The 13,511-nt window shown below is 60.6% G+C and carries 12 protein-coding genes; 4 read left to right on the plus strand and 8 right to left on the minus strand.

Annotation, left to right across the window (positions count from 1 at the left end; all coding sequences use genetic code 11):
• Positions 1–17: 17 nt before the first annotated feature.
• The 7 genes from ispC to rpsB form a co-directional block, all read right to left on the minus strand.
• Positions 18–1,208 (minus strand): 1-deoxy-D-xylulose-5-phosphate reductoisomerase, encoded by a 1,191-nt coding sequence (ispC, locus tag CKW25_RS02625; protein ID WP_095077917.1) that lies wholly within the window; start codon positions 1,206–1,208, stop codon positions 18–20.
• On the minus strand, positions 1,205–2,011 hold the full coding sequence (locus CKW25_RS02630) for a phosphatidate cytidylyltransferase (RefSeq protein ID WP_095077477.1): 807 nt from the start codon (positions 2,009–2,011) through the stop codon (positions 1,205–1,207). Before CKW25_RS02630 ends, ispC begins: the two co-directional genes overlap by 4 nt.
• Positions 2,011–2,766, minus strand: a complete 756-nt coding sequence (gene uppS / locus CKW25_RS02635) for a polyprenyl diphosphate synthase (RefSeq protein WP_095077478.1) — start codon at positions 2,764–2,766, stop codon at positions 2,011–2,013. The genes CKW25_RS02630 and uppS overlap by 1 nt, the downstream gene beginning before the upstream one ends.
• A gap of 13 nt (positions 2,767–2,779) precedes the next feature.
• On the minus strand, positions 2,780–3,337 hold the full coding sequence (frr, locus tag CKW25_RS02640; RefSeq protein WP_095077479.1) for a ribosome recycling factor: 558 nt from the start codon (positions 3,335–3,337) through the stop codon (positions 2,780–2,782).
• Entirely contained in the window at positions 3,334–4,077 is a 744-nt protein-coding gene (pyrH, locus tag CKW25_RS02645) for a UMP kinase (protein WP_095077480.1), read from the minus strand. The genes frr and pyrH overlap by 4 nt, the downstream gene beginning before the upstream one ends.
• 210 nt (positions 4,078–4,287) lie before the next feature.
• Entirely contained in the window at positions 4,288–5,151 is an 864-nt protein-coding gene (gene tsf / locus CKW25_RS02650; RefSeq protein WP_095077481.1) for a translation elongation factor Ts, read from the minus strand.
• Positions 5,152–5,341: 190 nt separating this feature from the next.
• Positions 5,342–6,079 (minus strand): 30S ribosomal protein S2, encoded by a 738-nt coding sequence (rpsB, locus tag CKW25_RS02655; RefSeq protein WP_003219330.1) that lies wholly within the window; start codon positions 6,077–6,079, stop codon positions 5,342–5,344.
• A gap of 370 nt (positions 6,080–6,449) precedes the next feature.
• On the opposite strand from rpsB, the gene map reads away from it, so the two are divergent.
• The 3 genes from map to dapC are packed head-to-tail and all read left to right on the plus strand — an operon-like array spanning position 6,450 to position 11,221.
• Positions 6,450–7,232, plus strand: a complete 783-nt coding sequence (gene map / locus CKW25_RS02660; RefSeq protein ID WP_095077482.1) for a type I methionyl aminopeptidase — start codon at positions 6,450–6,452, stop codon at positions 7,230–7,232.
• Positions 7,233–7,275: 43 nt separating this feature from the next.
• A complete protein-coding gene (locus CKW25_RS02665) occupies positions 7,276–9,978 on the plus strand; it encodes a [protein-PII] uridylyltransferase (RefSeq protein WP_095077483.1) in 2,703 nt (900 codons plus the stop codon).
• Between the two features lie 43 nt (positions 9,979–10,021).
• Entirely contained in the window at positions 10,022–11,221 is a 1,200-nt protein-coding gene (dapC, locus tag CKW25_RS02670; RefSeq protein ID WP_095077484.1) for a succinyldiaminopimelate transaminase, read from the plus strand.
• 43 nt (positions 11,222–11,264) lie between these two features.
• On the opposite strand, the gene CKW25_RS02675 is transcribed toward dapC, so the two are convergent.
• Positions 11,265–12,908, minus strand: a complete 1,644-nt coding sequence (locus CKW25_RS02675) for a Na+/H+ antiporter (RefSeq protein ID WP_095077485.1) — start codon at positions 12,906–12,908, stop codon at positions 11,265–11,267.
• Positions 12,909–13,198: 290 nt separating this feature from the next.
• On the opposite strand from CKW25_RS02675, the gene CKW25_RS02680 reads away from it, so the two are divergent.
• The gene (locus CKW25_RS02680) at positions 13,199–13,507 is read left to right on the plus strand and encodes an arsenate reductase (RefSeq protein ID WP_371854642.1); all 309 of its coding nucleotides are present in this window, start codon (positions 13,199–13,201) and stop codon (positions 13,505–13,507) included.
• Positions 13,508–13,511 lie beyond the last annotated feature (4 nt).

Consider the following 13,511-nt stretch of genomic DNA (forward strand, 5'->3'; position numbering starts at 1 on the left):
CAACCGCGCGGCAACACTTATCGCCCGTGACGACTCAACCAACGCTCGGCCAGCAGCCGAGCCCTGGCGTCCGCCGTGAACACCGCGTCGAGATCATCGACCGGCACAACAGGCTCAAGGTTCAACACCTCTTCAATGATACTCGCGATCTCAAGGTAACGGACACGCCCGTCCAGAAAGGCTGCAACCGCCACTTCATTGGCGGCATTGAGCGTGGCCGGGGCGCTGTTTCCCGCCTCCGCTGCCTGACGCGCCAGACGCAAGCACGGGAAACGCACCTCGTCGGGCGCCTGGAAATCCAGGCGCGCAATGGCAAACAGGTCGAGCGGCGCGACACCGGAGTCAATCCGCTCAGGCCATGCCAGCGCATTGGCGATGGGCGTGCGCATATCCGGATTACCCAATTGCGCCAGCACCGAACCGTCAACGTAGTCGACCAACGAATGAATCACGCTTTGCGGGTGGATCACCACTTCGACCTGCGACGGCCGGGCATCGAACAACCAGCAGGCCTCGATCAGCTCCAGGCCCTTGTTCATCATGCTGGCCGAATCGACCGAAATCTTGCGCCCCATCGACCAGTTGGGATGAGCGCAGGCCTGCTGAGGCGTCACATGCGCCAATTCAGCCATGGAGGTTTGCCGGAACGGGCCGCCAGAAGCGGTCAGCAATATCCGCCGAACCCCGACAGCGCCGAGCCCGCGGGAAAAATCGGCAGGCATGCACTGAAAGATTGCGTTGTGCTCGCTATCGATGGGCAGCAGCACTGACCCACTCTTGTGCACGGCCTGCATGAACAGGGCGCCGGACATCACCAGCGCCTCCTTGTTGGCCAGCAGGATCTTCTTGCCCGCCTCGACCGCCGCCAGCGTCGGACGCAGGCCCGCCGCGCCGACAATAGCCGCCATCACCGCATCGACTTCGGCGTCGGAGGCCACCTGGCACAACCCCTCCTCCCCCACCAGCACCCGCGTCGGCAGGCCGGCAGCCTTCAGCACTTCCTGAAGGCCGCGAGCAGCCACGGGATCAGGGACAACGGCAAAGCGCGGCACATGACGAATGCACAACGCCAGCAGCTCATTCAGGCGAGAGAAGCCGCTCAGGGCGAAAGCCTGATAGCGCTCTGGATGACGGGCAATCACATCCAGGGTGCTCAAGCCGATGGAACCGGTCGCCCCCAGGACGGTAATCTGTTGTGGACGGCTCACGGTGCCGCCATCCACAGCAACACCGCAAACACGGGAATCGCCGCCGTCAGGCTGTCGATGCGATCCAGGATCCCACCATGGCCAGGCAGCAGGTTACTGCTGTCCTTGATCCCCGACTGGCGCTTGAACATGCTTTCGGTCAAATCACCGACCACCGAAATGAAGACAATGACGGCGGCACCGATCAAGCCCATGAGCATCTCACCGAGCGTCCAGTCGCGCACCAGCCCTACGACCAGGGTGATGACCAGACTCAGCAGCAAACCACCGTACACACCCTCCCAGCTCTTGCCCGGGCTGACCTGTGGCGCAAGCTTGCGCTTGCCAAAAGCCCGGCCGGAGAAGTACGCGCCAATGTCAGCGCCCCAGACCAGTACCATGACCGCCATGATCAGCCAGTTGCCCAACGGCTGCTGCTTGATCAGGATCAAACCCTGCCAGGCCGGCAACAGGATCAACAAGCCAATCACCAGCTTGCAGGCCGCACTGGCCCAATGCTCGCTGGTCCCGGGATAGGTCAGCACCAGGAAAGTCGCTACCGCCCACCACAGCACGGCCGCTCCCAGCACCCAAGGCGCCAGGCCCGGCACCAGGTGCATGACAAACAGGATCGCCGCCACCACTGCCGCATAGGCCACACGGATCGGCTGCTCGGTGAAACCCGCCAGGCGCGCCCACTCCCAGGCACCGAGGGTCACGACCAGGCCGATGAACAGCGCAAAGCCGGAACCTTCAAGCAGGAAAAAACCGCACAAGGCGATGGGCAGCAGGATCAGTGCCGTGATGATTCGTTGTTTAAGCATTAAACCCGGGCTCCAGCTTCGACCTGCTCGCTCGTTTTACCGAAGCGACGCTGACGAGAGGCGAAATCGACCAGCGCATTGCGCATGGCTTCGTGTTTGAAGTCCGGCCAGAACAGGTCGGAGAAATACAACTCGGCGTAGGCCAGCTGCCACAACAGGAAGTTGCTAATGCGGTGCTCGCCGCCGGTACGAATGCACAAGTCCGGCAACGGCAGATCTCCCGTGGACAGGCAGGTCTGCAGCAACTCGGGCGTGATGTCCTCGGGACGCAAGTGACCGGCCTGGACTTCCCGCGCCAGGCGCTGTGCGGCCTGGGCGATATCCCACTGCCCACCGTAGTTGGCCGCGATCTGCAGGACAAAGCGATTGGCACCCGCCGTCATCGCCTCGGCCTCGCGCATGGCAGCCTGAAGCTCCGGATGAAAGCGCGAACGATCACCGATGATGCGCAAGGCGATGTTGTTATCGTTGAGGCGCTTGGCCTCGCGACGCAACGCCTTGAAAAACAGATCCATCAAGGCGCTGACCTCATCGGCCGGGCGCTGCCAGTTTTCACTGGAGAACGCGAACAGGGTCAGGACCTCGACACCCGACTCAGCGCACACCTCGATAACGGCGCGCACCGCATCGACACCCGCCTTGTGCCCGGCAACGCCGGGCAAGAAACGTTTTTTTGCCCAGCGATTATTGCCATCCATGATGATCGCGACGTGACGCGGCACCGTGGACAGCACAGGCTGCTTGGTCTTTTCCATGAAAGCGCGACCCTTATACGGCCATCAAATCCGCTTCTTTTTGCTTGGTGGCCGCGTCGATATCAGCCTCAGCCTTATCGGTCAGCTTCTGGATGTCCGCAGCAGCACGACGCTCTTCGTCTTCGCTGATCTCCTTATCCTTGACCAGCTTCTTCAGATCACCCAGTGCGTCACGGCGAATATTACGCACGGCGACACGAGCATCTTCCGCTGCGCTACGCGCTTGCTTGGTGAAGCCCTTGCGGGTCTCCTCGGTCAGGGCTGGCATGGAGATCAACAGCAACTCACCGAGGTTCGTTGGATTGAGGTTGAGACCAGCACTCTGGATTGCCTTGTCGACCGCTGCGAGCATGTTGCGCTCAAAAGCCACGACCTGCAGGGTACGAGAGTCCTTCACGGTGACGTTGGCCACGCCGCTCAAAGGAGTGTCCGAACCGTAGTAAGGCACCATCACGCTACCCAGGATGCTCGGGTGTGCCTTGCCGGTACGAATCTGGCCAAAAGCATGGGCCAGAGACTCCAGGGATTTCTGCATACGCTCTTGAGCGTCTTTCTTGATTTCGTTGATCATTGCTGGCCTTCCTCGATCAGGGTCCCTTCAGCGCCACCATGCACGATATTCAGCAGGGCGCCGGGCTTGTTCATGTTAAATACGCGCAGCGGCATCTTGTGGTCGCGGCACAGGCAGATTGCCGTCAGATCCATCACGCCCAGCTTGCGATCCAGCACTTCATCGTAGGTCAGATGATCGAACTTCTCGGCATGCGGGTCCTTGAATGGGTCTGCGGTGTACACACCGTCAACCTTGGTCGCTTTCAGTACCACGTCGGCATCGATCTCGATCGCTCGCAGACACGCTGCCGAGTCGGTCGTGAAGAACGGATTGCCAGTACCGGCAGCGAAGATCACCACGTCCTTGGAGTTCAGGTGACGCATGGCTTTGCGGCGATCATAGTGATCGGTTACGCCCACCATGGAAATAGCCGACATCACGATGGCCGAGATATTGGCACGTTCCAGCGCGTCGCGCATGGCCAGGGCGTTCATCACAGTGGCCAGCATGCCCATGTGGTCGCCGGTGACCCGATCCATGCCGGCCGCACTCAGTGCCGCGCCGCGGAACAGGTTGCCACCGCCAATGACCAGGCCAACCTGAACGCCGATACCGACCAGTTGGCCGACTTCCAGCGCCATGCGGTCCAGCACCTTGGGGTCGATCCCGAACTCTTCGGAGCCCATCAGGGCCTCGCCGCTAAGCTTGAGTAGAATGCGTTTATAGCGAGCCTGATAACCACTGCCCTGCTGAGCCATTGCGAATCTCTCCTGCGGCGTATTTTAAAAAATTCTTTGCGGGCTGTTTGCAGCCTGCGTTCACTCTAGCTTGACGCTATCACAGCGCCATCGGAACACGGCTTTGTAAGCCAGTTCCAACGAGAAACCAAATAAATCGGCATCCCCATCTGAAAAGAGGCTGCGCGCGTGAGCGGGCAGCCTCTTCAGGGCGACAGTTAAAAAACCGTCTTACGACTTGGCGGCAGCCAGTTGGGCAGCAACTTCTTCAGCGAAGTTGTCCACTGGCTTCTCGATGCCTTCGCCTACTTTGAAGTAGGTGAAAGAAACGATTTCAGCACCGGCTTTCTTGGCCAGGTCACCGACCTTGATTTCAGGGTTCTTGACGAACGCCTGCTCAACCAGGCTGGCTTCGGCCAGGAACTTGCTGATACGGCCTTTGATCATGTTCTCAACGATGTTTTCCGGCTTGCCGGCGATCTTGTCAGCGTTCAGCGTCAGGAACACGCCTTTCTCGCGCTCGACCGCTTCAGCGGAAACTTCCGATGGCAGCAGGAATTCAGGGTTAGTGGCCGCTACGTGCATAGCGATGTCCTTGGCCAGCTCAACGTCGCCGCCTTTCAGGACAACTGCAACACCGATCTTGTTGCCGTGCAGGTAACCACCGACAACGTCACCTTCAACGCGTGCCAGACGACGGATGTTGACGTTTTCGCCAACCTTGCCGACCAGTACCAGGCGATCAGCTTCTTGAGCTTCGATCAGCGGAGCAACGTCAGCCAGCTTGTCGGCGAACGCTTTTTCAACGCTTGCAGCAACAAATGCCTTGAAGTCGTCCTGCAGGGCCAGGAAGTCGGTCTGCGAGTTCACTTCCAGCAGAACGGCGGATTTACCGTCTTCCTTCAGAGCGATAGCACCTTCAGCAGCCACGTTGCCCGCTTTCTTGGCAGCCTTGATGGCGCCCGAAGCACGCATGTCATCAATGGCTTTTTCGATGTCGCCGCCAGCCTTGGTCAAGGCTTTCTTGCAGTCCATCATGCCTTCGCCGGTACGCTCGCGCAGTTCTTTGACCAACGCTGCAGTAATCTCTGCCATTTCAAAATTCCTCTTGGATAGGTTATCAACCATTCCACCCGATCGAACGGGCGTTCAATTCTTCCCGAACCACCCTTGTTAGCTGCCGCACATTACAGATAGAGCAGTGGGCGCCGACAAATGGTTTTCGAGGTGGCAAAAAGGGGGCCAAGCCCCCTTTTTGCTTACTGAGTCAACGCCAAGGCGTCAATTACTCAGCTGCTGCTACCGGAGCTTCTTCAACGAACTGCTCGGTGCCGCCAGCAACGTGGTTGCGACCACGGATAACAGCGTCAGCCATCGAACCCATGTACAGCTGGATAGCGCGGATTGCGTCATCGTTGCCTGGGATGATGTAGTCAACGCCTTCCGGGCTGCTGTTGGTATCGACTACGCCGATAACCGGGATGCCCAGCTTGTTGGCTTCGGTGATCGCGATGCGCTCGTGATCAACGTCGATAACGAACAGTGCGTCAGGCAGACCGCCCATGTCCTTGATACCACCCAGGGAACGATCGAGCTTTTCCAGGTCACGAGTGCGCATCAGCGCTTCTTTCTTGGTCAGCTTGGCGAAAGTACCGTCTTCGGCTTGCACTTCAAGGTCACGCAGACGCTTGATGGAAGCACGGATGGTCTTGAAGTTGGTCAGCATGCCGCCCAACCAGCGGTGATCGACGTACGGCGAACCGCAACGTGCTGCTTCTTCAGCAACGATCTTGCCAGCGGAACGCTTGGTGCCGACGAACAGAATCTTGTTTTTGCCCTGGGCCAGACGCTCTACGAAAGTCAGAGCTTCGTTGAACATTGGCAGGGTTTTTTCAAGGTTGATGATGTGAATCTTGTTACGCGCGCCGAAAATGTACTTACCCATTTTCGGGTTCCAGTAACGGGTCTGGTGACCGAAGTGCACACCGGCCTTCAGCATATCGCGCATGTTGACTTGGGACATGATAGTTCCTTAATAAGTCGGGTTTGGCCTCCACGTATCCCAATGACCAACCAGCAGCTTCAGCTGAAGGCACCCAGGTCATCGTGTCGACACGTGTGTGGATTTAAGCCTTTCGGGGCATCCCCGGAAAGCGGCGCATTTTATACCACAGCAAGGCTGAAAACGGAACCCGGATTCTCAAAACCAGGTCAGCGCGGTTGTTCCAGCCCTTGGAATCCTCCAAGAATGCGCCATTCTATAAGGAGAAGCGATGCCGCAAGCGCAGATTTGCCCCGGGCGTCTGTTAGAATTGCCTTTTTCAGGGCCGCGAGCCATATCACGCCGAGCCCATTCCGAATTGAAAGCGCCACTGAGCGTAGAGAGAGCCTGTATGACCGTCACCCTCAAAACCCCAGAGGACATCGCAAAAATGCGCATCGCCGGCAAACTTGCCGCCGACGTGCTGGAAATGATTGCCGACTACGTCAAGCCGGGGATCACCACCGAAGAACTCGATCGCATCTGCCACGATTACATCGTCAATGAGCAGAAGGCCATCCCTGCCCCGCTCAACTACAAGGGCTTTCCGAAGTCGATCTGCACCTCGATCAACCACGTGGTCTGCCACGGCATCCCGAACGAGAAGGCCCTGAAGGACGGCGACACGCTGAACATCGACGTCACCGTGATCAAGGACGGCTACCACGGCGACACCAGCCGCATGTTCCACGTCGGCAACGTACCGGTCTGGGCCGAACGACTGTCGAAAGTCACCCAGGAATGCATGTACAAGGCCATCGAACTGGTCAAGCCGGGCTGCCGCCTGGGCGATATCGGCGAAGTGATCCAGAAGCACGCGGAAAAGAACGGTTTCTCCGTCGTCCGCGAGTTCTGCGGCCACGGTATCGGCAAGGTGTTCCACGAAGAGCCGCAGATCCTGCACTACGGCCGCGCCGGCACCGGCATGGAACTGAAGGCTGGCATGACCTTCACCATCGAGCCGATGATCAACCAGGGCAAGGCCGACACCAAGGTGCTGGGCGACGGCTGGACCGCGATCACCAAGGACCGCAAGCTTTCCGCCCAATGGGAGCACACCCTGCTCGTGACGGAAACCGGCTACGAAATCTTCACCCTGCGCGGCGATGACACCATCGCGCGCGTTTCAGCCTGACCTGCCGTCCTGAGCCTATATAGATAGAAAGGAAAGCCAATCGATGCCGCAGGTGGATCCAGAACTCTTCGACCGCGGCCAGTTCCAGGCTGAACTGGCCCTGAAGGCGAGCCCGATCGCAGCCTTCAAGAAGGCGATCCGCCAAGCGCGCGAGGTGCTCGACGGGCGCTTTCGCAGTGGCCGGGATATCCGCCGCCTGATCGAGGACCGAGCCTGGTTCGTCGACAACATCCTGCAAAAGGCCTGGGAGCAGTTCGACTGGAACGCTGACGCCGACATCGCGCTGGTCGCGGTCGGCGGCTACGGTCGCGGCGAGCTGCACCCCTACTCCGATATCGATTTGCTGATCCTGCTCGACAGCGCCGACCACGAAGTCTTCCGTGACTCCATCGAGCGCTTTCTGACGCTGCTATGGGACATCGGCCTGGAAGTCGGCCAGAGCGTTCGCTCGGTGGACGAATGCGCCGAAGAAGCCCGCGCCGACCTGACGGTGGTCACCAACCTGATGGAAAGCCGCACCGTTGCGGGTCCCGAGCGCTTGCGCCAGCGGATGCTCGACGTCACCAGCACCGAACACATGTGGCCGGCCAAGGAGTTCTTCCTGGCCAAGCGTGCCGAACAGAAGGCACGCCACCACAAATACAACGACACCGAATACAACCTGGAACCCAACGTCAAGGGCTCGCCTGGTGGCCTGCGGGATATCCAGACGATTCTGTGGGTAGCGCGCCGCCAGTACGGCACGCTGAACCTGCGCGCACTGGCGGGCGAAGGCTTCCTGGTGGAAAGCGAAAACGCCCTGCTGGCGTCCTCCCAGGAATTCCTGTGGAAAGTCCGCTATGCCCTGCACATGTTGGCCGGCCGTGCCGAGGACCGCCTGCTGTTCGATCACCAGCGCTCGATCGCCGGCTTGCTGGGTTTTGCCGGGGACGACGCGAAGCACGCCATCGAAAACTTCATGCAGCAGTACTACCGGGTGGTGATGAGCATTGCCCAGCTCAGCGACCTGATCATCCAGCACTTCGAGGAGATCATCCTCGCCCCGGAAGACGAAGCGCCGGCGCAGCCGATCAACTCTCGCTTCCAGTTGCATGACGGCTATATTGAAGCCATCAACGACAACGTGTTCAAGCGCACGCCGTTTGCCATGCTGGAGATCTTCGTGCTGATGGCCCAGCAGCCGGAAATCAAGGGTGTGCGCGCCGACACCATTCGCCTGCTAAGGGAGCACCGTCACCTGATCGATGACGACTTCCGCCACGACATTCGCAACACCAGCCTGTTCATCGAACTGTTCAAGTGCAAGATCGGCATCCACCGAAACCTCAGGCGGATGAACCGTTACGGCATTCTTGGACGCTACCTGCCGGAGTTCGGCTTCATCGTCGGGCAAATGCAGCACGACCTGTTCCACATCTATACGGTCGACGCTCACACCCTGAACCTGATCAAGCACTTGCGTAAGCTACAGTACACCCAGGTGTCCGAGAAATTCCCGCTGGCCAGCAAGCTCATGGGCAAGCTGCCCAAGCCTGAACTGATCTACCTCGCCGGGCTCTATCACGACATCGGCAAGGGGCGCCATGGCGACCATTCGGATATTGGCGCCGTCGACGCCGAAGCCTTCTGCCAGCGCCATCAATTGCCGACCTGGGACAGCCGGCTGATTGTCTGGCTGGTGCAAAACCACCTGGTCATGTCGACCACGGCCCAGCGCAAGGACCTGTCCGACCCGCAGGTGATCCATGACTTCGCGCAGATCGTCGGCGACGAGACCCGTCTCAACTACCTCTACGTGCTGACCGTCGCGGACATCAACGCCACCAACCCGACCTTGTGGAACTCCTGGCGCGCCAGCCTGCTGCGCCAACTCTACACCGAGACCAAGCGCGCCTTGCGTCGCGGCCTGGAGAACCCGGTGGACCGCGAGGAGCAGATTCGCCAGACCCAAAGCGCGGCCCTGGACATTCTGGTGCGCGGCGGCACCGACCCGGACGACGTCGAGCAGCTCTGGTCGCAACTGGGCGATGACTATTTCCTGCGTCACACCGCCGGCGACGTGGCCTGGCACTCGGACGCGATCCTCCAGCAACCGGCCGATGGCGGCCCGCTGGTGCTGATCAAGGAGACCACCCAACGGGAGTTCGAGGGTGGCACGCAGATTTTCATCTATGCCCCCGACCAGCACGACTTCTTCGCCGTGACCGTGGCCGCGATGGACCAGCTCAACCTGAACATTCACGATGCACGGGTCATCACCTCCAGCAGCCAGTTCACCCTCGACACCTACATCGTGCTCGACACCGACGGCGATTCGATCGGCGACAACCCTGCACGGGTCAAACAGATCCGTGACGGCCTGACCGAAGCCCTGCGCAACCCGGACAACTACCCGACCATCATCCAGCGTCGGGTGCCACGCCAGCTCAAGCATTTTGCGTTCGCACCACAAGTGACGATCCACAACGATGCCCAGCGCCCGGTCACCGTGCTCGAACTCAGCGCACCGGACCGCCCTGGCCTGCTCGCGCGAATCGGACGAATCTTCCTCGAGTTCGACCTGTCGCTGCAGAACGCCAAGATTGCCACCCTCGGCGAACGGGTCGAAGACGTGTTCTTCATCACCGACGCCGACAACCACCCATTGTCCGACCCACAGCTGTGCAGCCGCTTGCAGGATGCGATCGTCGAACAACTGAGCGTCAGCCCGCAACCTTCAATCGAACTGTCGCGCATCAGCATCTGACGCGCGACATGATTTAACCGCTTTGAGTGAGACCTGCGCACCGATGAACAACGCTCTGAACCAACTCCAGCCCTACCCGTTCGAAAAACTGCGCGCCCTGCTCGGTGCGGTGACGCCCAACCCGGACAAGCGCCCTATCGCCCTGTCCATCGGCGAGCCGAAACACCGCTCGCCGAGCTTTGTCGCCGAAGCCCTGGCCAGCAACCTGGACCAGATGGCCGTCTACCCCACGACCCTGGGTGTTCCCGCCCTGCGCGAAGCCATTGCGGCCTGGTGCGAGCGTCGGTTCAACGTGCCCGCAGGCTGGATCGATCCGGCCCGCAACGTGCTGCCCGTCAACGGCACCCGCGAAGCACTGTTCGCCTTCACCCAGACCGTGGTCAACCGGGGTGACGACGCGCTGGTGGTCAGCCCGAACCCGTTCTACCAGATCTATGAAGGCGCGGCGTTCCTCGCCGGTGCCAAGCCCCACTACCTGCCGTGCCTGGACGAAAACGGCTTCAACCCGGATTTCGATGCCGTCTCACCGGACATCTGGAAACGCTGCCAGATCCTGTTCCTGTGCTCACCAGGCAACCCGACCGGTGCGCTGATCCCCCTCGACACCCTGAAAAAGCTGATCGCCCTGGCCGACGAGCACGACTTCGTGATCGCGGCCGACGAGTGCTACAGCGAACTCTACTTCGACGAGCAGACACCCCCGCCAGGCCTGCTCAGTGCCTGTGCGCAACTGGGCCGCCAGGACTTCAAGCGCTGCGTGGTGTTCCATAGCCTGTCCAAGCGCTCCAACCTGCCGGGCCTGCGCTCGGGCTTCGTGGCAGGGGATGCCGAGATCCTCAAGGGTTTCCTGCTGTACCGCACCTACCATGGCTGCGCCATGCCGGTTCAGACCCAGCTGGCCAGCGTTGCGGCATGGAATGACGAAGTCCATGTGCGCGCCAACCGTACGCTGTACCGCGAGAAGTTCGATGCGGTGCTGGAGATCCTCGGCCCGGTCATGGACGTGCAGCGTCCGGATGGCAGTTTCTACCTGTGGCCGAGCGTTGCGGGCGACGACGCGGCGTTCTGCCGCGACCTGTTCGTCGAAGAGCACGTGACCGTCGTGCCTGGCTCTTATCTGTCCCGTGAGGTCGACGGCGTCAACCCGGGCGCCGGGCGTGTGCGCATGGCACTGGTTGCGCCGCTGGCCGAATGCGTCGAGGCGGCAGAGCGGATTCGCGCGTTCATCCAGCGCCGCACATAAGCGACATCCTGGCGGCAGGCACGCGCCCCTTCGGACCCGTGCCTCACTTCACCGGCCCCAGATTGGCCTCACTGAGGTCCAGATCCGCCAGCACCTCACGCAACACGTCATCACCGATCTGGTGATGACGGCTGAGCGTGTACAACTCAAGACGCTGGGCCCGCAGTGCCTTCACCCGCAGACGCCGCTCCAGCAAGTCCATCTGAAACGCCAGCGCCTGGGCCTCGGCCGAATCGTTGAACACTTCCAGCTGATGTCGATACTCGGACATGATCCGCGCCTTCAACTCTGCGGCCAACGCGGCTTGGGCCGCATCCTGGGGATTGGCGGACTCTGCCAGCACCTCCTCTTCCAGCGCATGAATCGCCGCTTCGCAGGTTTTGCGCCAGGCCTCGCGCACCTCATGCTGGCGCTTTTCATCCGGACTGATCGGGATGTCCCGCAGCAACAGTGGCAAGGCAATGCACGCGGCGACCAGTGACAACAGAATCACCCCGGCGGCAATGAAGATCAGCAGGTCCCGCTCGGGGAACGCCGCGTCGCCGATCAGCAAGGGGATGGACATGACACCCGCCAGGGTGACGGCACCGCGAACGCCGCCCAAGGTCAACAGCCAGCAGGAACGCGCGGTAGGCACCAGCGTCAGCTCGCCCTTGCCACGCCAGCGACGCAGCCACCCGGACAACCGCCAGATGCTCTGCACCCAGACAAAACGCAGCACCAGCAGCACCACAAAGATCGCCAGCACATCCAGCACCCGATAAAGCAACGTCGGCCAAAGCGAGGGCTCGTGACTGACCACCGCCTTGGCGATGTCCGGTAGCTGCAGGCCCAGCAACAGGAAGATCAAACCATTGAAGGCAAACTCCAGCAGCGACCAGACACTGCGGTTCAGCAAACGGGTGCTGGTCTGGCGGGGCAGCAGGTCGAGCCAGCTCTGCATCATCCCCGCCGCCACCGCCGACAGGATGCCCGAGACGCCCAGGCGCTCGGCCAACACATAGGCGGCAAACGGCAGCAGCAACATGAACACCACATGGGTGGCCGGATCGTCCCAGCCACGGGCAATCATCCAGGCTCGCAAGCGCCCCACCAGCCAGCTCAGGGACACGCCCACCAACAGGCCGCCAATGGCCACCAGCACAAACGCCAGGCTGGCATTGGCCAATGAGAACGCCCCGGTAATGGCCGCCACCAGGGCAAACTTGAAAGTCACCAGGCCGGTGGCGTCATTCATCAACGCCTCACCCTGCAACATGTGCATCAAGGGCCGGGGCAACCGGTTCTGGGAAATCGCCGACACCGCCACGGCGTCGGTCGGTGACAGCACCGCCGCCAACGCAAAGGCCACTGCCAGCGGAATGCTCGGCAACAACCAATGAATGAAGTAGCCGGCCCCTACCACGGTGAACAACACCAGCCCCACCGCCAGGGTCAGGATCGGCCCGCGCAGCTTCCACAGTTCGCGCTTGGGCATCCGCCAGCCATCGGAAAACAGCAACGGTGGCAGGAACAGAAAGAGAAACAGCTCAGGGTCGAGTGCCACATGCAAACCCAGTGTCGGCCAGGCGAGCAAGGCACCCGCGGCGATTTGCACCAACGGCAAAGGCAGTGGAATCACCCGTCCCACCAAGCGCGAGAGGCTCACCAGCATCAGCAGGATGAGGACGGTATAAGCAGTTTGCATCGCGCGGCAGCCCCGATCAGTCGACGTGCAACAGCACACATCAGGCAACAAGTTGCCGTCGAAGTGCCATATTAGACGCTTAGACTTGGGGTTGGCCCTTGCACAAAGGTCGCACCTGATCGGGCAACCTGTCGCACAATCGCTCAATGCCGGGTCCCGGTCGACGCCGAACCCGCCCGGTCATGGCATAATCCTTCACCTTTTTATCTCCAGCACCTCCAAAGGGGGGCAATTCCTTGACCGTTTCAAGCAAAACGTTGCACCTTTTCGGCATCAAAGCCTGCGACACCATGAAAAAGGCGCGCACCTGGCTCGATGAACACGCTGTCAGCTTTGATTTTCATGATTACAAAACGGCCGGAATCGACCGTGAACACCTGACCCAGTGGTGCAACGAGCACGGCTGGCAGGTGGTGCTCAACCGTGCAGGCACGACCTTTCGCAAACTCGATGACGAATGCAAAGCCGATCTCGACCAGGCGAAAGCGATCGAACTGATGCTCGCACAACCGTCGATGATCAAGCGCCCGGTGCTCGATCTCGGTGACCGAACCCTGATTGGCTTCAAGCCAGATATCTACGCGGCAGCGCTCAAGTAAGCCC

Source organism: Pseudomonas sp. Irchel s3h17, assembly GCF_900187505.1.
Lineage (GTDB): Bacteria > Pseudomonadota > Gammaproteobacteria > Pseudomonadales > Pseudomonadaceae > Aquipseudomonas.